Origin of the sequence: Priestia sp. FSL R5-0597 (genome assembly GCF_038006305.1) — a bacterium.
GTDB lineage: Bacteria > Bacillota > Bacilli > Bacillales > Bacillaceae_H > Priestia > Priestia zanthoxyli.
Genome location: NZ_JBBOUZ010000001.1, coordinates 4,863,859 through 4,884,015, shown reverse-complemented (window position 1 = coordinate 4,884,015; position 20,157 = coordinate 4,863,859). Strand labels below are relative to the sequence as shown.

General features: G+C 38.2%; 18 protein-coding genes. 14 read left to right on the top strand and 4 right to left on the bottom strand.

Annotated features, from left to right (window positions below; all coding sequences use genetic code 11):
- Nucleotides 1–64 precede the first annotated feature (64 nt).
- The 3 genes from fliW to cudC all read left to right on the top strand — a co-directional run bounded on the left by fliW (nt 65) and on the right by cudC (nt 1,523).
- Nucleotides 65–487 carry a flagellar assembly protein FliW gene (fliW, locus tag MKX72_RS25800; protein WP_028412016.1) on the top strand — a complete coding sequence of 141 codons (423 nt, stop codon included), beginning with the start codon at nt 65–67 and terminating at the stop codon, nt 485–487.
- A gap of 24 nt (nt 488–511) precedes the next feature.
- On the top strand, nt 512–742 hold the full coding sequence (gene csrA / locus MKX72_RS25795) for a carbon storage regulator CsrA (RefSeq protein ID WP_029714345.1): 231 nt from the start codon (nt 512–514) through the stop codon (nt 740–742).
- Between the two features lie 226 nt (nt 743–968).
- Nucleotides 969–1,523 carry a choline uptake/conversion transcriptional regulator CudC gene (gene cudC / locus MKX72_RS25790; RefSeq protein WP_028409671.1) on the top strand — a complete coding sequence of 185 codons (555 nt, stop codon included), beginning with the start codon at nt 969–971 and terminating at the stop codon, nt 1,521–1,523.
- Nucleotides 1,524–1,565: 42 nt separating this feature from the next.
- On the opposite strand, the gene MKX72_RS25785 is transcribed toward cudC, so the two are convergent.
- Both MKX72_RS25785 and betB read right to left on the bottom strand, forming a co-directional pair.
- Nucleotides 1,566–2,768, bottom strand: a complete 1,203-nt coding sequence (locus tag MKX72_RS25785) for an iron-containing alcohol dehydrogenase (protein WP_016765895.1) — start codon at nt 2,766–2,768, stop codon at nt 1,566–1,568.
- Between the two features lie 21 nt (nt 2,769–2,789).
- Entirely contained in the window at nt 2,790–4,280 is a 1,491-nt protein-coding gene (gene betB, locus MKX72_RS25780) for a betaine-aldehyde dehydrogenase (protein WP_176344900.1), read from the bottom strand.
- A gap of 630 nt (nt 4,281–4,910) precedes the next feature.
- Here betB and MKX72_RS25775 point away from each other — a divergent pair.
- Nucleotides 4,911–6,623: a sodium:solute symporter family protein gene (locus MKX72_RS25775; protein WP_028412019.1), complete on the top strand. Its 1,713-nt coding sequence runs from the start codon at nt 4,911–4,913 to the stop codon at nt 6,621–6,623.
- A gap of 39 nt (nt 6,624–6,662) precedes the next feature.
- Here the strand turns inward: MKX72_RS25775 and MKX72_RS25770 are convergent, their stop codons facing one another.
- Nucleotides 6,663–8,060, bottom strand: a complete 1,398-nt coding sequence (locus tag MKX72_RS25770) for an amino acid permease (RefSeq protein WP_028412020.1) — start codon at nt 8,058–8,060, stop codon at nt 6,663–6,665.
- Between the two features lie 331 nt (nt 8,061–8,391).
- Between MKX72_RS25770 and MKX72_RS25765 the strand changes: the two genes are divergently transcribed.
- The 5 genes from MKX72_RS25765 to hpf all read left to right on the top strand — a co-directional run bounded on the left by MKX72_RS25765 (nt 8,392) and on the right by hpf (nt 12,570).
- Complete coding sequence (locus tag MKX72_RS25765; RefSeq protein ID WP_028412021.1) at nt 8,392–9,072, top strand: hypothetical protein; 681 nt, start codon at nt 8,392–8,394, stop codon at nt 9,070–9,072.
- Between the two features lie 202 nt (nt 9,073–9,274).
- Nucleotides 9,275–11,071 carry a flagellar filament capping protein FliD gene (gene fliD, locus MKX72_RS25760; RefSeq protein WP_033580411.1) on the top strand — a complete coding sequence of 599 codons (1,797 nt, stop codon included), beginning with the start codon at nt 9,275–9,277 and terminating at the stop codon, nt 11,069–11,071.
- Nucleotides 11,072–11,087: 16 nt separating this feature from the next.
- Nucleotides 11,088–11,489, top strand: coding sequence for a flagellar export chaperone FliS (gene fliS, locus MKX72_RS25755; RefSeq protein ID WP_028412023.1), 402 nt, complete (start codon nt 11,088–11,090; stop codon nt 11,487–11,489).
- Nucleotides 11,490–11,614: 125 nt separating this feature from the next.
- The gene (locus MKX72_RS25750; RefSeq protein ID WP_223546273.1) at nt 11,615–11,830 is read left to right on the top strand and encodes a hypothetical protein; all 216 of its coding nucleotides are present in this window, start codon (nt 11,615–11,617) and stop codon (nt 11,828–11,830) included.
- Between the two features lie 188 nt (nt 11,831–12,018).
- Nucleotides 12,019–12,570, top strand: coding sequence for a ribosome hibernation-promoting factor, HPF/YfiA family (gene hpf / locus MKX72_RS25745; protein ID WP_013059750.1), 552 nt, complete (start codon nt 12,019–12,021; stop codon nt 12,568–12,570).
- Between the two features lie 73 nt (nt 12,571–12,643).
- On the opposite strand, the gene MKX72_RS25740 is transcribed toward hpf, so the two are convergent.
- Nucleotides 12,644–13,048, bottom strand: coding sequence for a GNAT family N-acetyltransferase (locus MKX72_RS25740; protein ID WP_028412025.1), 405 nt, complete (start codon nt 13,046–13,048; stop codon nt 12,644–12,646).
- Between the two features lie 226 nt (nt 13,049–13,274).
- Between MKX72_RS25740 and secA the strand changes: the two genes are divergently transcribed.
- The 5 genes from secA (at nt 13,275) to tatC (ending at nt 20,049) form a co-directional block, all read left to right on the top strand.
- On the top strand, nt 13,275–15,791 hold the full coding sequence (gene secA, locus MKX72_RS25735; RefSeq protein WP_013059748.1) for a preprotein translocase subunit SecA: 2,517 nt from the start codon (nt 13,275–13,277) through the stop codon (nt 15,789–15,791).
- A gap of 99 nt (nt 15,792–15,890) precedes the next feature.
- Nucleotides 15,891–16,989 (top strand): peptide chain release factor 2 gene (prfB, locus tag MKX72_RS25730; protein WP_114896991.1). Its coding sequence is split into 2 segments (ribosomal slippage): nt 15,891–15,953 and nt 15,955–16,989, totalling 1,098 coding nucleotides; the frame shifts between segments, so codons are not numbered across the junction.
- A gap of 305 nt (nt 16,990–17,294) precedes the next feature.
- On the top strand, nt 17,295–19,028 hold the full coding sequence (locus MKX72_RS25725; RefSeq protein WP_371129336.1) for an alkaline phosphatase D family protein: 1,734 nt from the start codon (nt 17,295–17,297) through the stop codon (nt 19,026–19,028).
- 26 nt (nt 19,029–19,054) lie between these two features.
- The gene (locus tag MKX72_RS25720) at nt 19,055–19,273 is read left to right on the top strand and encodes a twin-arginine translocase TatA/TatE family subunit (protein WP_028412028.1); all 219 of its coding nucleotides are present in this window, start codon (nt 19,055–19,057) and stop codon (nt 19,271–19,273) included.
- Nucleotides 19,274–19,332: 59 nt separating this feature from the next.
- Nucleotides 19,333–20,049, top strand: coding sequence for a twin-arginine translocase subunit TatC (tatC, locus tag MKX72_RS25715; RefSeq protein WP_028412029.1), 717 nt, complete (start codon nt 19,333–19,335; stop codon nt 20,047–20,049).
- Nucleotides 20,050–20,157: the final 108 nt, after the last annotated feature.

Below are 20,157 nucleotides of genomic sequence, written 5' to 3'. Positions count from 1 at the left end.
GAAGGAGCTTTTTTATAATGAAAAAAGATAACAAGAAAAAATTAATTAGCAAAGGTGTGATGAGATGAAAATTTCCACAAGCTATCATGGAGATATAGAAATAGATAATCAGCAAACACTGACATTTAATCAAGGGATTCCAGGTTTTTTGGAAGAAACTGAATTTGTTATTTTACCACTTCCGGAAGCCGAAGCTTTCCAAGTTCTGCAGTCTACTCAAACCAAAGAATTAGCTTTTATTATCACGGATCCATTTCAGTTTTTTTTAGATTATGATTTTCAACTAGAACCTCAGGAAATCGAAAAGCTTCAATTACAACAAGCGGAAGATGCAGCTGTTTACGTATTGCTTACGATGTCAGATTCTGTGGAAAAGATAACGGCTAATTTGCAGGCTCCTGTTATTATTAATACAAAGCAACAGCTTGCTAAGCAAGTGATTTTAATGAATACAGCTTACGAAACGAAGCACAGGTTATTTGAGTAAGAGGAATAGATAAGGAGTGAGTCCATGCTTGTTTTAACACGAAAGTTACATGAAACAATCAAAATAGGTGATGAAATTGAAGTGACCGTCCTTGCAGTTAATGGTGATCAAGTAAAGTTAGGAATTCAAGCTCCAAAGTCTGTAGATATTCATAGACAAGAGATTTATGAAGAAATACGTAACGAAAATAAAAGTGCTTCTCAAATTACATTACATGCTATTGATATGCTGAAACAATTACCGAAAAAGAAATAAAACAATCAGGTTGAAAATAATTAAAAATATACCGTATAAATAATAGCTAAATCGGGAAAGATAAACATATAGTATTCCCCACTATGTCTTAAGCCTTTCTCTTTAAGAGAAGGCTTCTTTTTTATCAAAAAATTGAACTGAATTTCTGTTTTTTTCCTTTTTATCGTGTATCATTAAATTTATTAAGTATAATTCAAATAAGTTTAACAAAAGAGGAGAAGAGTAAATGAGTGATGTTCAAGAGTATCATGATTTATTAAAAGAAGCCGAAGATGTGGTTGTCAGTGCTTTAGCTGATACGATGGATTTATATGGTGTTACACCTTCAGTAGGAAGGCTGTATGGCATGCTTTATTTTATGGATGAACCTGTTACATTAGATCAAATGAGTGAAGAATTGGGTATGAGTAAACCAACGATGAGTACATCTATTCGTTCGCTGCAAAATATTGACATGGTCCACAAAGTGTGGAAAAAAGGTGTTCGAAAAGACTTATATGAAGCAGAAAAAGATTTTTCTAAGTCCTTTTTTTCATTTTTCTGTAAGAAGTGGCAAAGAGAAATTTCAGTTAATTTAGAGGCAATCGAAGAAGCGGAAAACAAGCTGCAGATTCTTTTAAATGATGAAGATGTACCTGAGGAGATCGCAGTAAAAGCAAAGCGTAATTTAGCGCAGATTATAGAGTCCAAACATTATTATCATTTCTTGAAAAAAGTAGTGAAAGTTTTTGACGACCGAAGAATCATCGATATTTTAAATGAAGAATTAGCGAAAGAGTAACATAAAAAAGGCTGTTGAAAAATCAACAGCCTTTTATCATTTTTATACGGTTAATGGTGTAGCTTCAAAACAGCGGTTATAAATCCATTCGTAACTTTTTACAGTTAAATCACGAGGATTCCCAACTGTTTGAGGATCATTAAATGCTTCTTGCGCTAAGCGAGAAACCGCTTCTTTTGGAACACCTTGTTCTTCTAAAGAAGGGATTTGTACATCTTTAACTAATTGATATACTTCACGAACAGCTGCTTGAGCTGCTTCTTCAAGTGTTAGTTCATGTGTATTAACCCCTAGAGCTTGAGCTATGCGCGCAAATTTCTCAGGCTCACCCATCCAGTTATACTCCATTACAGGACCTAGCATTGCTGCTACGCAAGGGCCATGGGCAATTGGATAAATGCCTCCTAATGTTTGAGCCATCGCGTGAGCTGCTCCTGCAGATTCACTTCCATATGAAAGGCCAGCAAGCATAGCTGCATGCGCCATTCCATAGCGTGCTTCGATATCCTGTCCATTTGCAACTGCACGTCGTAAGTATTTTCCAACGTACTCAATAGCCAATAAAGCAACAGAGTCTGTCATTGGTTGCGCAAAGTGGCATGTATAACACTCAATTGCATGAGCTAATGCGTCAATTCCTGTACCGGCCGTAATATGTGAAGGCATAGATACGTGCAGTTCTGGATCAATAATTGTTAAGTGAGCAGCAATTAAAGGTCCACCTGTATTAAACTTAAACTCACGAACAGGATCCGTAATGACGGCCCATTGTGTGACTTCGCTTCCTGTACCCGCAGTTGTAGGGATTGTTGTTAAAGGAGGGATACGTTTTGTTAAAGGTTTTTTTCCTTCAGCTGCTTCATAATCTAAGACGGGAGCATTATGAGCTACTTCTACACCAATAGCTTTTGCCGTATCCATTGAACTTCCGCCTCCAACAGCTACTAGTCCGTTGCATCCATTTTCCTTGTACATTTTTGTGCCGTCTGCTACTACGTGAATAGAAGGGTTGGCTTCTACTTGGTCAAATAGAATAACGTCTACGTCCGCTTCTTTTAAACTAGCGATTACGGGATCTGCTAAACCTACTTTTTTTACACCAGGATCTGTTACTAATAAAACTTTAGACACACCTAGGTTTTTTACTTCCTCTCCAGTATGTTTTACAGCACCAATTCCATGTTTTACAACCGTTGGCATCTCAAAACTTTTTAAACGTTCCATTCTTTCAAATCGCATAAACATCTTTAAATTCCCCCTTAATTTTTATTGAAACCAGCGCATTGGCTGTGGATTTGTATTGGTATAAATATGTTTAATTTCCGTATACTCTTCTAGACCGATATGGCTAAGCTCTCTTCCAATCCCAGATTGCTTATAACCTCCCCAAGGAGCCTGCGGGAAGTAGGGATGATAATCGTTAACCCAAGTTGTTCCCATACGAAGTGCTTTCACTACACGTTCAGCTCGGTTCATATCACTTGTCCAAACAGCTCCAGCTAATCCATAGATCGTATCGTTAGCAAGTGCGACTGCTTCTTCTTCAGTACTGAAGCGCTCAATTGTCATAATCGGACCAAATGACTCTTCTTGGACAACTTTCATGTCTCCATGACAGTTTGTAAAAATAGTTGGTTCGATAAATAAGCCTTTTTGTAAAGAATCCTGAGTCGGACGCTTGCCTCCTAAAACAAGAGAAGCACCTTCTTGTTTCCCTAGCTCAATATAATGTTCCACTTTAGCTAGATGTTCTTTTGAGATAACGGGTCCCATTTGAGTGGCTTCGTCCATGCCGTCCCCTAGCTTAATTTTTTTGGCTTGTTCAATAACTGCTGAAACAAATTTATCGTGAATATCATCTTGAACGAGTAATCTCGCACCAGCTGAACAAACTTGACCAGCATGAAAGAAGACCGCATTTAATGCATAGTCAACCGCAGTGTCAAAGTCAGCGTCAGCAAAGACGATATTCGGATTTTTCCCTCCGAGTTCAAGAGCAATTTTTTTAAAGTTGCCTGCGGCAGCCTGCATGACTTTACGTCCAGATACTCCGCCACCTGTAAAGGAAACTAAATCTACTAAGTGACTCTCTGCCATTTCTTGTCCAACGGTCGCACCTGGACCGAGCACAATGTTAATGACGCCTGCTGGAAAGCCAACTCTTTCAAAAATTTTCATCATATGAATAGTTGTTAAAGGGGTGATTTCGCTTGGTTTAATAACAATTGTGTTCCCAGCAGCAAGTGCGGGAGCCAATTTCCAAGAGGCTTGCAATAACGGGTAATTCCAAGGAGTAATTTGGCTGCACACGCCTACAGGCTCACGGACAACGCGGCTAACAGAATCGGGATTAGGTGACTCAATCATCTGTCCGCCATCTTTATCTGCTAATCCAGCATAGTATTGAAAGACATCAGCAATTCCATCCATGTCTGCTAGGCTTTCAACGAGGGTTTTTCCGGTATTTAAGGTTTCAAGCTTTGCTAGTTCCTCGCGATCATTGCGAATTTCTTCCGCTACTTTAAATAACAAAGAACCTCTTTCGGCCGCTGTAAATTTAGACCATTCACCTGCATCAAAAGCTTTTCTAGCTGATTCAATGGCTTCTATGGCATCAGCACGATTTCCTTCTGTAACGACAGCGATAACCTCTTGATTAAAGGGGTTTACAATTTCTCTTTTCTCGCCGCTGCGTGCTTCAACCCATTGGCCGTTTATGTGCATTTTCTCAAGCATAAGTGTTTGTTCCAATAGCATCGACCTCCAAATAATAGAATTTGTTAAATTTATATTTAACGTTCTTAACAATTTGAATTATAGCATCGGCCATTTAATTTAGTCAAATCCAAAAACTTTAAATGTTCTGAATTTAAATTGATTTTCTTCTCTATTAAGAGCTGATTATTCGGATATTAAGAAAAAATTTAACAAAAAGTAATTAAAAAATACTGATTGCTATGTCCCTTGATACAAAAGGTTTTTTTATGTATGAGCTATGAGAATATTATTCTTTTTTTATATGAAAACCCTTAAACTTTTTTGACAATATCCTAAACATTCAGATATATTAACCATAGTACGATATCTGCTTGCATACAAACCTTGAGAAACAAAGGATTTTGAATGTGGAAATTAAGAAAGGAGTTTAGAGAGAAGATGAAAATAATTATGAATTTTTAGCTGAATAATAAAATAAGTCAATTTAAATTATTTTAATATAATTATATAAACGTAATTTCTCCCCTTCGTATTGGTATTTATAATCCAACTATTTATAGTTTATTCTAAAAAAATCTATTTTTAGGTTTAATTGTATGCTGGTAGGAAAAAGGAATAGAGGACAGTTATGTCTTTAGATTTCTTTATCAATTTAAAGGATGTGAGACGATGCAAAATGCTAAAAAGCCATTTCGTTCAGACACACAACAAGCCAGGCCTGAAAAGTCGAATGAGACTTCTGACTTTTCAGGGAAATCAAACAGAAACAACCGTCTACTAACCCCCTTATGGACAACTATTATAGGATTTTTCATCTTTATGGTTGTCGCATTTATCTATTCTCTCTATAATCCAGATCTCTATTGGCCAGGCCTCATTTTAATGTTCATTATGTATGGTGTTATTTATTTTATTGGTGCTCGAGCTGCTGCAAGTAAAAAAGGAAAATCAGATGATATGCTTGTTGCGGGAAGATCTATGCCGCTATGGATTTCAATGTTCACAATGACCGCTACTTGGGTAGGTGGAGGGTATATTGCTGGAACGGCCGAAACTGTTTATTCCTCAGGACTGACTTGGACGCAAGCGCCATGGTGTTATTCAATCAGCTTAATTTTAGGCGGTATCTTTTTTGCTAGAAAGATGAGAAGGTTTGAGTTTATGACAATGCTCGATCCTCTAGAATCTCGTTTCGGTAAGAAAATGGCTACGGTTCTTTATTTTCCAGCTATATTAGGAGAGCTGTTTTGGAGCGCAGCTATCTTAACTGCTTTAGGAACAACATTCGGTGTGATTTTAGGCCTCAGTTTTTCAATTTCCATCATTCTTTCCGCACTTATTGCCATTGCATACACCGTGATTGGCGGCTTGTGGGCAGTAGCACATACCGATATCTTACAGCTTTCTATTATGTTTTTAGGATTATTTCTGGTGCTTCCTTTTGCATTTTCGAATACGGGAGGGGTGGGAGCCGTTTTTTCTACTTATTCAGAAGGTATGACTGGTTCTCTTCATTTATTTCCTCCATTAAAAGGCTGGGAAGATCCAAAATGGGGAAATACATATTGGCAATGGTGGGATAGCACATTTTTACTTATTTTTGGTGGTATTCCATGGCAGATTTATTTTCAGCGCGTGTTATCTGCTAAAAATGAAAAAGCAGCAATGTGGCTATCTATTACAGCCGGCATTTTTTGCGCTCTAGCGGCCTTGCCTCCAACTTTAATAGGAATGATTGGTTACAGTGCGGACTGGTCTTCATTTGGAGCGTCAAGCCCTGAGAGCGCGTCTATGATTTTAACATACGTATTTAAATATCTAACGCCTGATTTAGTAGGAGCGATTGCGCTTGGAGGACTAGCTGCTGCCGTCATGGCTGCAGTAGCGGCTTCGTTACTTTCAGCTTCGGGAATGGCAGCTTGGAACGTGTATCGTCCGATTGTAAAACCAAATGCGACACAGGCGCAGTTAGATAAAGTTATTAAACGTTCTATCATTATCATTGGAACTGGAGCAACTTTAATTGCTTTAAACTCTGAGAGTGTCTACTCCTTATGGTATTTATCAGGGGACCTAGTGTATTGTATTCTTTTTCCACAATTGGTTTGCGCTTTGTTCTTTAAAGGAGCAAACTGGTACGGATCGTTGGCTGGATTCATTGTGTCTCTTGTTCTTCGAATCGGTGGAGGGGAACCGCTGCTTCATTTAAAAGCGCTGCTTCCGTATCCGATGATAGAAGACGGGGTGGTCATGTTTCCATTTCGTACATTTGCGATGGTAGGCGGGTTGTTAACTATTTTTATTGTTTCTTACGCAACGCGACGTATTTGCCCTCCTCAGCCGCTTCGAAACCTTCATCGTGACATATCGGTTGAGAAATAATCAAAAACAAAATAAAAAAAGCCGCAGATGCGGCTTTTTTTATTTTGCAATATTTTCTGACTCGGAAAATTGATCGTCAGGTCGCTTGTTATTTGTTTTTTTGATGAATGAGTATGAAAGAAGAACAACAGCGGTTAATCCAAGAGTTAAGAAAAACTGTGAGCGCATCGAATCAATAAATGCCATTGATAAGAAGATCACGGTAATAACAGCAATTGTTACGTATGTTAAATACGGGAACAACCACATTTTCATTCCTTTAATTGGCTGGTTGGCTTGAATCATTTTCTTACGCAGGCGTAAATGCGAAATAGCGATAGCTAAGTACACAATAAGAGCAATGGCTCCTGATGCGTTAACTAAGAATAAAAAGAGTTTATCCGGCGAAACGAAGCTAAAGATAGCACATACATATGCGGCAGCTGTGCTAATCCATACGGCTCTTGCCGGCACGCCTGATTTGCTTACCTTTGCTAAAGCACGAGGAGCTTGTCCTTTTTGAGCTAATGATAAAATCATTCGCGAGTTCGTATATAAAGCAGAGTTTAAGCAAGACAAAACGGATACTAATACGACTAAATTCATAATTTGTGCAGCTGCTGGAATGTTGACCATTTCTAACATTGTTACGTACGGACTTTTTAGTAAATCAGCTGAGTTCCAAGGTAAAAGAGTTACTAAAATAGCAACTGAACCAATATAGAAAATTAAAATTCGCCATACGACACTGCGAATAGCAGTTGTAATAGCTTTTGCTGGATTTTCTGATTCACTAGCTGCAATAGCCGCAATTTCAGCTCCAAAATAAGAGAAAATAACGGTAATAACTCCTAAAAAGATAGAGTTCGTACCTTTTGGCATAAAGCCTCCGTGCCCCGTTAAATTAGCTAAACCAGGTGAAGATGTACCTGGGATTAATCCGAAAATAATAGCTAAACCGATCCCCATAAAAGCAACGATTGCCACAATTTTAATCATTGCAAACCAATATTCAAATTCTCCAAATGATTTGACAGAGAATAAGTTTGTTAAGGTTAATGCAAAGGTTAAGATTAAGCTTAAAAGCCAAATTGGTACGGAAGGGAGCCATTCATGAACAATTGCTCCTCCTGCAGTGGCTTCGATTGCAATTACAATTAGCCAGAAAAACCAGTAAAGCCATCCAACAGCATAACCTGCCCACGGGCCAATTCCTTGCTGAGCATATGTCGCGAATGAACCTTTATCTGGATTTACCATAGCCATTTCACCGAGCATACGCATTAATAGAACGACTAACAGTCCGGCTGCTGCATATGAAACTACTGCTGCTGGGCCTGTTGCGTTAATAACGGATCCGCTTCCTACAAACAAGCCGGCCCCGATAATACCTGCAATGGAAATCATGGAAACGTGACGTTGCTTTAACTTTCCGTGTGATTCTGTTTTGTTTCCCATCGTATTCACTCCTTTAAAATTATCGAAAGACTATTAGAAAATAAAGTAAATTCTGAAAATATAAATAGAAATTCCTCCCCTTACCTTTATAATAAGCAAGAAGTGTGCCAATTATCAAATTCCTATAAAAATCGACTTTAAGTTACTAAAATCGACGCATTTTAAGTCGAAAAAGACTCGTTTTATTCACTATAGACTTATTCGCCATTTGGGATGTCGAGTATATACGTACATTTTATACAAGTTTTCGACATACATCTTATTTATCTTGTATGATAAAAGATAAATCGGTATTATGTTCCAAGAAGAATGTTTGAAAGGGTGCGTGTGTTTGAGAAAATTTATAGCTGTTATTTTTCTATTTATTATCCTTTTATTTGGGTTGTATTTTTTCGTTAGTCCAGTTAGAAATGTTGAAAAGCTTGATCAGACTGCTTCATTATCTTCACTAGCACAAGAAAAGTCCGCTCGTGCGACGTCGCTAGAACTGAACGGAGGCTCCCCTATTTTAGGCTACCGATTGAGCGAGAGCGATGTTAACGATTATTTGCGCAGCTACCTTTATGAAAATGATGAAACGGTTGAGGGAGCAGAAGCGGAGTTGCTTCCGGAACATATAAAATTTTATATTAATAAACATGTAGTATCTTTTATGGAATCACAGTTTGTAGTTGATGTAACACCAAATGCCGAGAATGGAAAGCTTGTTTTGAAGGTGAATAGTGTGCATTTAGGAAGAATGCCGATTCCGAGGTCTCTTGTATGGGATCGCTTAAATATTAACGAGTCTTCTGATGTCACGGTCGATAAAGAAATGAATGAAATTACTCTGCTCAATAATTTGCCAGATTCCATTTCGTTTGAGCAAGCAGATACAACGGATGAATATATAAATTTATCTGCCTCTGTAACCATTGATTCGTTACGAGATATTATAAATCTAGCACCATACCTTATTCCTAAGGATATTCAAAGGAATTTATCCCAGAAACTGAACTTGTTTGGCCAATAATAAAAAGCTCACTTATTGTAAAAAAATAAGTGAGCTTTTTCTATCTTGCACCCTTTGACCTATGAAAAAAATGTTCGTTTTACCGATACAAAATAGAGAAGTGGTGAACCTATGAACGAATAGGGAGATTCGAAAAAATATACTTATATTTTATGGCTAGCAGTTGATGGATAGATGAATAAAAAAACGGTGGTGATGGTAAGTGGTAAGAGTAAGTGGATTAGCAAGTGGGATGGATATTGATCAAATCGTCAGTGATTTAATGAAGGCTGAACGAATGCCTATTGATAAGATGAAAAAACAAAAGCAAACGTTAGAGTGGCAGCGCGACGATTATCGCTCTATGAATTTGCTGTTATCAGACTTTAATAATCTTGCTTTTAATATGACCTTGCAGTCTTCTTATTCGTCCAAAACGGTATCTTCAGCAGATGAAACAAAAGTAAAAGCAGCAGCTACTTCCTCAGCAGGAAATGCGTCTTATACCCTTTCAAACGTGACAATGGCGACTGCTGCGCAAAATATCAGTAGTGGGAAAATTTCAGAAGGCACTATTGACCCTACTAAAAGTTTATGGGAACAAAAAACCTTGCTTGGCAGTGCGTGGAGTGGAAAAGAGGTCAAGCAACCTGACATTACAATAAGTGCTGATACAAAGACTGCCAAGTTATCCAAAGGAGCCATTTTTGAGGGAAGCCTGCCTTCCTCTATTCAAGTGAAAAATGGAGAATCTTCTCAAGAATTTAATATAAAAACTACAGGTGATCCTACTTTAATAGGAGAGAATGATGTATTCGTTAATATGAATACGGGCGAAATGACATTCGGTTCCACGTTAGCAAACGGTAGTACTGTTCAAGGATTTACGTATAAGCAAAATGTCCTCCAGTTTTCTATTACAACGTATGACAGCAATGGAAAAGCAACAGGAGATAACGAAGACGGCAGTATGTCATTTGAATTTGATGGTTCAGCGTCATTAAATACTGTTTTGACCCAACTTAGTAATTCAAAAGTAGGTATTTCAGCCTTTTACGATGAAGGAACAGATAAAGTTGTCTTTACTCGCAAAGACACAGGAGATTTGTCAAAAACCGGTAGTGCAGGCGGTCAAAAAATGGTGTTCTCAGGAGAGTTTTTAACCAATTTCTTAAAATTAAATACTCAAAAAGAAACCGGCGGAACAGACGCAAAATTTACGCTAAACGGTCTAGAAACAACTCGTAAGTCTAATACATTTACAACGGGAGGCGTTACCTATACCCTTCAAAATAATTTCACAGGAGATGTGCGCGTTAACGTAAGCAATGATACGCAAAAAGTATTTGATACAATCAAAGATTTTGTGACTAAATATAATGAGCTGATTGAGAAAATTAATGGAAAGATTACCGAAGAAAGAGACCGAAACTATCAGCCTTTGACGGATCAAGAAAGAGAAAAGCTAACGGACAAACAAGCTGAGCAGTGGGATGATAAAGCAAAAAGCGGTTTGTTAAAAGGAGACACAATTTTATCAAGCGGGCTGAATCAAATGCGTTCTAACTGGTATGCCTCTGTATCAGGAGTGAGCGGAGCATTTTCACAGCTAACGGACATCGGCATTTCAACTAGCGCAAACTATAGTGATCGAGGCAAGCTAGTGATTGAAGGTGACGGGACTAAATTAAAAGAAGCAATTGAAAAAGACCCGCAGTCTGTTATGGATTTATTTATGAAAAGTGGAAGTACAACAAGTGAAAAAGGGATTGTACGACGTTTACGAGATACGATTACTCAAACCGTATCCAAAGTTGAGCAGCGCGCTGGCCGTTCAACATGGACAAGTGAACAATTTTTGCTTGGGCGGAATTTAAAAAGCGTAAACAGCCAAATTACTAGTTTTGAAAGCAGGCTCACACAAGTAGAGGACCGGTATTATCGTCAGTTTACAGCAATGGAGAAAGCCATTCAAAATGCAAATGCTCAAAGCGCGCAGTTATCGCAATATTTTAGTTAAGAAGGAGTGAACGTTTATGGCAGCAAATAATCCATATCAAGCGTATCAGCAGGGAGCTGTTCAGACTGCCTCTCCAGGAGAGTTAACGCTTATGCTGTATAACGGGTGTTTGAAATTTATCAAACTTGCACGAACAGGCATACAGGAAAAAAATATTGAGCTAAAAAATACGAATTTGTTAAAAGCACAAAATATTATTCAAGAATTAATGATTACCCTTGATACAAACGTGCAAGTTGCTAAGTCTATGATGACTATGTATGACTATATCAACCAGTGTTTAATTGAAGCGAACACAAAAAATGACATAGAGAGCTTGGATGAAGCCGAACAATATGTAACAGAGTTCCGCGATACGTGGAAGCAAGTTGTGCAGCTTCACCGCCAGCAAGTCCATGGAAGCGGCGGCCAAGCATAAATATGATAAACGAACTGTATCAGATAACTGACGAGATTTACCGACTTACTCAAATATTTTCTGACAAAAATCGAGAAGAGGACATTCAGAAATTAGAGTATCTTCTATTAAAAAGACGTGACCTCATGGAGAAGCTGCCGCCAAAAAGTAGAGATCATGAATGGATGGGTAAGAAAATTGTCGAAATGAATAAGACGATTGATCAAAATCTGATCTTCATCCGGCATCGAATCATGGAAGATCTCCGTTTGCTAAAAGTGAAAAAAAAGCATAATAACAGCTATGTAAACCCTTACGAAATGAAATCGTTTGATGGGATGTTTTACGATAAAAAAAATTAATTTTGCGTAAAAAATACAACCCTTCTTCTTATGAAGAAGGTCTATTTTTTTGGTTTTTTCATAAACTTTTCTCAAGTTCCAAAAATTTTCACTAAATTTTCTAAAAATTTTAATAGTTTAGGAAGGGATTGTGTCGGGTATTGTAGAATTGTAGAGGTATAGCAATGGATTAAAGGAGGAGTTCGAACATGATGTATAACATTCGCGGTGAAAACATTGAGGTGACTCCAGCAATTAGGGAATACGTAGAGAAAAAGCTTGGTAAGTTAGAGCGTTATTTCGACGAGACACCAACTGCTGACGTAAATGTAAACTTAAAAGTCTACAATAACGATCAAAAAATAGAAGTCACAATCCCAATGAATGATCTCGTATTGAGAGCTGAAGAGACCCACAGTGATTTATACGCAGCTGTCGATCTTGTCCTAGATAAATTAGAGCGTCAAATTCGTAAACATAAAACAAAAGTGAATCGAAAAATGCGTGAAAAAGGTGCTGAGAAGTATCTATTTGCAGCATTAGAAAGTGAAGCGAACGTAGCTGTTGCAACTGAAGAGGATGAATTAGAGCTAGTTCGTACAAAACGATTTAATTTAAAACCAATGGATAGCGAAGAGGCTATTTTACAAATGAATATGTTAGGACATAGTTTCTTTGTATTTACAAATGCTGAGACAAACATTACAAACGTTGTGTACCGAAGAAAAGATGGCCGATATGGATTGATTGAACCAAACTAAAGGTTACAGTCTTTCTTAAATAAGAGCAGTAAAATAAAAGCAGCGTGCTTCCGCACGCTGCTTTTTTAGCTGTTTAAAAAAATAGTTCCATAACTACATAGCGTGTAGAAGATTTGGTGAATACACGCGTGGTTTCTTTCATTTTGAATGCCTGATAAAAAGATACTTTATTTTCTCGTGCGTTACACCAGACCCTTCGTATCCCAAGATTCTTGAGTTTGAACAAAACTTCTTTTAGCAAATGACTGCCGTACCCTTTTCCTTGTTCTTCTTTGAGCGTAGCAAATTTCCGGAATTGAGCTTCATCACCTGTTATAAATAAGGAAACAACTGATTTTAACTCTCCTTTTTCAAACAGTCCATAGTGCATGCCTGATGGATCCTCTTTCAGCTGAACATAACTGAAATCTTTATGAGGCCACATGACGATATGTCGGACTTCCCAAGCTTGTTCTTTCGTAATCGTTTGAACGTTCATTCTACATCCCCCTTTTTTATTGTAAGAGTGAGGCAGGGAAAATCACAATAGAAAATAACTCCTTAATAGAGTAGTACTAGTAAAGAGACAGACGAAAAAGGGTACAAGTTGCTACTTGTTTAGCTGCAATGTTACAATTTTACTCAGAATGTTTTATAATGAAAGATACAGATATGAATGAAAATAGTATAAAATGTACTGATTATAAATAGAGGAGCGTTTTAATATGCTTGGATTATTTAAAAAAGTGTTTGACGGCAATCAGCGCCAAATCGGCCGTTTAGAAAAAATGGCGGACCAAATTGATGCGTTAGGTCCTGAAATAGCGTCTTTAACGGACGATCAGCTTCGTGAAAAAACAGCTGAATTTCAACAACGCTACCAAAATGGTGAATCGCTCGATAACCTATTAGATGAAGCTTTTGCGGTTGTACGTGAAGCAGCGAAACGTGTGTTAGGCATGTATCCGTACAAAGTTCAGCTAATGGGGGGTATTTCTCTGCATGAAGGGAATATCTCGGAAATGAAAACGGGTGAAGGTAAAACGTTGACAGCTACTATGCCTGTATACTTAAACGCCATTACAGGCAAAGGTGTACATGTAGTAACAGTCAATGAATACTTAGCGAGCCGTGATGCTAGTGAAATGGGTCGTTTATATGAATTCCTAGGCTTGAAAGTAGGGTTAAACTTAAACCATTTAACGCGTGAAGAAAAACAAGAAGCATATGCAGCGGATATTACGTATAGTACAAATAATGAACTAGGATTTGACTATTTACGTGATAACATGGTGCTTTATAAAGAACAAATGGTTCAACGTCCGCTTCATTTTGCTGTAATCGATGAAGTTGACTCTATCTTAATTGATGAAGCACGTACGCCGCTTATTATATCCGGCAGCGCACAGAAATCGACTGCGCTTTATATTCAAGCTAATGCATTCGTTCGCACGCTTGATAAAGAAACCGATTTTACTTTTGATATCAAAACAAAAAGCGTTCAGCTAACCGAAGAAGGTATGTCAAAAGCCGAGCGCGCATTTGGCATTGAAAACTTATTTGATATTTCACACGTAGCGCTAAACCATCACATCAACCAAGCGCTTAAAGCACATGTAACGATGCAAAACGATGTGGATTATGTAATTGATGAAGATCAAGTCGTAATCGTTGACCAATTTACTGGTCGTTTGATGAAAGGAAGACGTTTTAGTGACGGCTTGCATCAAGCTATCGAAGCTAAAGAGAACGTTGAGATTCAAAATGAAAGCATGACGTTAGCTACAATTACATTCCAAAACTACTTCCGTATGTATGAAAAATTATCAGGTATGACGGGTACAGCTAAAACGGAAGAAGAAGAATTCCGTAATATCTACAACATGCACGTTGTCGTTATTCCGACAAACAAGCCAATTTCACGTGATGATAAAGCGGATTTAATTTACAAGTCAATGGAAGGCAAGTTTAATGCGGTAGTGGAAGATATTGCCGAGCGCCACGCAAAAGGACAGCCTGTTCTTGTTGGTACAGTTGCGATTGAAACATCTGAAGTTTTATCAGCATTATTAAAGAAAAAAGGCATTCGCCATCACGTTTTAAATGCAAAACAGCATGAGCGTGAAGCGGATATTATCGAGAATGCGGGTCACAAAGGTGCGGTAACAATCGCAACGAATATGGCCGGTCGTGGTACGGATATTAAACTAGGTGAAGGTGTCGTTGAAGCTGGAGGTCTTGCTGTAATTGGTACAGAGCGTCATGAATCACGCCGTATTGATAATCAGCTCCGCGGACGTGCTGGACGTCAAGGGGACCCAGGGGTGTCTCAATTCTATCTATCCATGGAAGATGAATTAATGCGCCGATTTGGTTCTGATAATATGATGGCGATGATGGATCGTCTTGGTATGGATGATTCACAGCCAATTCAAAGTAAAATTGTAACAAGAGCTGTTGAATCCGCTCAAAAACGCGTTGAAGGTAATAACTTTGATGCGCGTAAACAATTGCTTCAATATGATGATGTTCTTCGTCAGCAGCGTGAAGTTATTTACAAACAACGCTTTGAAGTGCTTGATTCAGACAACTTACGTGCGATTGTAGAACGTATGATTGAATCAACGCTACAGCGTGTGGTTGAGGTAAATACACCGCGTGAAGAATTAGAAGAAGAATGGAATTTACAAGCGATTATTGATTACGTAAATGCTAATGTTCTTGAGGAAGGCGAAGTCACAGAAGAAGATCTTCGCCGTAAAGAGCCTGAAGAAATGGTAGAACTGCTGGTAGATCATGCAAAAGCTCGTTATAATGAAAAAGAAGAGCAGCTCCCTGAAGAACAAATGCGTGAATTCGAAAAAGTAGTTGTTCTTAGAGCAGTTGATTCTAAATGGATGGATCATATCGATACGATGGATCAGCTTCGCCAGGGTATCCACCTTCGTGCGTACGGTCAAACAGATCCTCTTCGCGAATACCAAATGGAAGGTTTTGCGATGTTTGAAAATATGATTGCAACCATTGAAGAAGAAGTGACGAAGTATATCATGAAAGCAGAAATTAACAACAACCTTGAGCGTCAAGAAGTAGCGCAAGGTCAGGCGGCTGTTCATCCAAAAGAAGGAGACGCGCCGGCTAAGAAGAAGCCAAAAGTAAATGCGATAGAAGTTGGCCGAAATGATCCTTGTATCTGTGGAAGTGGCAAAAAGTATAAAAACTGCTGCGGTAAAGAATCATAAAATAAGAGTCAATTAGTATAGAATGAACTAGTACAGGAAGGAAATGAGTCTTCTCATTTCCTTCCTGTGCGTCAAAAATAAAATAGAGGTGTTTAACTCATGGATTTAGTAGAAATTAAGCAAGAACTTGACAAAACAGCTAAGCGATTAGCGGACTTTAGGGGGTCTCTTTGACCTCGATACAAAACAAGCTCGTATCGATGAATTAGATGAGACTATGGCTGATCCAAATTTTTGGAATGACCAGCAGGCAGCTCAGACTGTTATTAATGAAGCCAATGGTTTAAAAGATGCAGTAAATCAATTTAACCACTTAGATGAAACATACGAAAATTTACAGATATCTCATGAACTTGTAAAAGAAGAATACGATGAAGATTTAGCAGAAGAACTAGTTAGTGAACTAAAAGAGCTTATTTCAGGCATGAACGACTTTGAATTACAGCTGCTTTTAAGCGAGCCGTATGATAAAAATAACGCCATTTTAGAATTGCACCCAGGTGCTGGTGGAACAGAATCACAGGATTGGGGTTCAATGTTACTACGTATGTATACGCGCTGGGCGGAGAAAAAAGGTTTCAAAGTAGAAACACTTGATTACTTACCTGGGGATGAAGCTGGTATTAAAAGTGTAACGCTTTTAATTAAAGGCCATAATGCGTACGGGTATTTAAAAGCTGAAAAAGGCGTTCATCGTCTCGTTCGTATTTCTCCGTTTGATTCATCAGGCCGTCGCCATACGTCATTCGTATCGTGCGACATAATGCCGGAATTTAACGATGAAATTTCAATTGATATTCGTACGGAAGATTTGAAGGTTGATACGTACCGTGCAAGCGGTGCCGGAGGTCAGCATATCAATACAACAGATTCAGCTGTTCGTATTACTCACCTCCCAACTAATGTAGTCGTATCTTGTCAGACGGAACGTTCACAAATTAAAAACCGTGAGCAAGCAATGAAGATGTTAAAATCTAAGTTGTATCAGTTAGAAATTGAGAAGCAGCAAGAACAGCTAGCTGAAATCCGCGGAGAACAAAAAGATATTGGATGGGGAAGTCAAATTCGTTCTTACGTATTCCATCCGTATTCGTTAGTAAAAGATCACCGCACAAATACCGAAGTCGGAAACACGCAAAGTGTAATGGATGGAGATCTAGATCCGTTTATTGATGCGTATTTACGTTCTCATATTTAATCAAAAGGCAGTATACCTCGGTATGCTGCCTTTTTTTAGTTGTTAGGACTTTGTAAAATTTGAATGAAGAAAAACGAGCGTAAAGAACTATTTGTAGATAGAAAATTAAGAAAATGCAGAAATTTAAAGGTTGCTGTCGTCCGTTCGCTTATTTTGTCAATGAAATAAAATGGTTTAAAATACCTATTTTATGGTAAATGCTTCTTTACAATCCTTTATACCTCTTTTACAAACAGCTTTTATAATTTGAGTTAAATCAAGAGGAAGGGGCATGTGCAGTGGCAAATAAATCGTTACACGAATTAATAGAGCAAGTAAAACAGAACAGTTTTTCTTCGAGTAAAGGGTTTGATAGAAGGCGTTTTTTACAAGGAGCTGGAAAAGTAGCAGGAGTATCACTTGGCTTAACAATTGCTCAGTCTATCGGTTTAAATGCAGTAGAAGTTTCAGCGGCAGCGCCTAAATTTTCAAGTTATCCGTTCACTTTAGGCGTCGCATCGGGAGATCCTTTAGCAGATAGTATTGTTCTTTGGACAAGATTAGCACCAGACCCATTGAATGGCGGGGGAATGCCTAATCAACCCGTTCCAGTAAAATGGGAGCTTGCCGAAGATGAAGACTTTCATCGAATTGTCAAACGAGGAACAGAAATAGCTAGACCTGAACTTGCTCACTCTGTTCACGTTGATGTAAAAGGATTAAAGCCAGGCCGTATTTATTATTATCGATTTAAAAGCGGTCATGAGTTAAGCCCGGTTGGAAAAACAAAAACACTTCCTTCAGCAAATGCAGAAGTAGCCAGCATGACGTTTGCATTCGCTTCGTGTCAACAGTATGAACATGGTTACTTTACAGCTTATGAACATATGGTTAAAGAACAATTGGATTTTGTGGTTCATTTGGGCGATTACATCTATGAATATGGACCAAACGAGTATGTGGCTGCAAGCGGAAATGTTCGTACTCACAGCAGCGCAGAAATTCAAACGCTTCAAGACTATCGAAACAGGCATGCTCAGTACAGGTCAGATGCCAATTTGAAGTCTGCTCATGCTGCTTTTCCTTGGATTGTGACGTGGGATGATCATGAAGTAGAAAACAATTATGCAAATGTAATTCCTGAAAAAGGACAATCAGTAGAAGCATTTATTCAACGCCGCGCGGCAGCTTATCAAGCTTATTACGAACATATGCCTTTGCGTCAAACATCCTTGCCTCACGGAACGGATATGAGATTGTATCGTGACTTTTCATATGGGAAACTAGCTTCCTTTCAAGTGTTGGATACGCGTCAATACAGAGACGATCAAGCAAACGGAGACGGAACAAAGCCGCAAACGCCAGAATCTCTTGATCCTAAACGTACACTATTAGGGATTGAACAAGAAAAATGGCTTTTTACTAATCTTGAAAAATCAGCGTGTCATTGGAACGTACTGGCTCAACAAATTTTCTTTGCTCCCAGAAAATTTGGAACGGCGGCTAAGCCTACATACAGCATGGATGCATGGGATGGGTATACGGCGAATCGTCAGCGTGTTATTGATTTTATTGAAAAGAAAAAGTTGGACAACGTCATTGTACTAACTGGAGATGTGCACGCTAACTGGGCTTCTAATTTACACACGGATTTTGCCAATCTTAATTCAAGAATTATTGGTGCAGAGTTCGTTGGCACCTCCATCACTTCCGGAGGGAACGGAGCAGATAAACGAGCTGATACGGATAAAATTTTAAGTCAAAATCCACATCTTACATTCTTTAATGATTACAGAGGATATGTAAGGTGTACGGTCACTCCTGATATATGGCAAGCTGATTATCGCGTTGTGCCTTTTGTAACAGAACCTGGTGCGGAAATTTCAACTCGAGCTTCCTTTCAATATAAAAAAGATGGAAAAGGTATGACAGAAGTTGAAGTAAATAACGTGCCGCGTGGGCTAAAGATTTCTAAGGAAGTAGAGGAAGATCGTATGCGGGCACACGGGAAAGCACATGAAAAACAAGAGTTGAAAAAGAAAGAAAAAGTACAGCAGTAAATTGAGTAAGGGAAAGGAGGTCAAGTATGCTTTCTAATATTGGAATTCCTGGTTTAGTTATTATTTTGGTCATTGCGTTAATTATTTTTGGGCCGTCTAAGCTGCCGGAAGTTGGACGGGCGTTTGGGCGAACATTAACTGAATTTAAAGGAGCAGCAAAAGGGCTCGTATCAGATGATGAAAGTGTTAAAGAAAAGCAGGCAGCAACCGTTTCTGAACAAAAAAGGAATGAATCGACATTGTAAGTAAGGAAATAGACGAGGAAACTCGTCTATTTCTACTTGTCAGAAAGGAGAAATAGACAATGGGAGAAATGAGCTTGATGGAGCACCTTGAAGAATTGCGTGTTCGTATTATTAAAACACTTTGTGCATTTGTAGTTTTACTTATTGTCAGTTTTGTATTTGTACAAGATATTTATCAGTGGCTAGTGAAAGATTTGGACGGTAAGCTTGCTGTACTTGGACCAAGTGAAATTGTATGGATTTATATGGTGATTGCATTTGTTTTTGCGCTTGCTTTTACACTTCCAGTAGCTGCTTATCAAGTATTTCGGTTTGTTTCACCGGGATTAAAAAAGGAAGAGTATAAGATTATGATTACCTTCATTCCATTCTTTTTTCTCTTATTTGTAAGTGGCTTGGGGTTTGGTTATTTTGTTTTATTTCCAATGGTTTTAGCATTTTTAACAGGTTTGTCGAATGATCAGTTTTCACTCATGTTTACGGCGGAGCATTATTTCCGTTTTATGCTTAATCTGTGTTTACCATTTGGTTTTTTATTTGAAATGCCTTTAGTTGTCTTATTTTTAACGCGTTTAGGGGTTCTAAATCCAGTGAGGTTAGCTAAAGCAAGGAAGTTATCTTATTTTGCTTTAATTGTGATATCTGTGCTTATTACTCCTCCTGATTTTATTTCGGATATTTTAGTCATTGTCCCGCTTCTGCTCTTATATGAGCTCAGTGTGACAATTTCACGCGTAGTATACAAAAAACGTTTAGGAAACGAATCAATTGCTTGACCTCATACATAAATACGATGAGAGAATTCATGAAATTGAAACAAAGTCCTTGTAAACAGAGTGTTTTAAACATTCTTGAGTAGGTTATAATAGAGTGAAAACTCTACA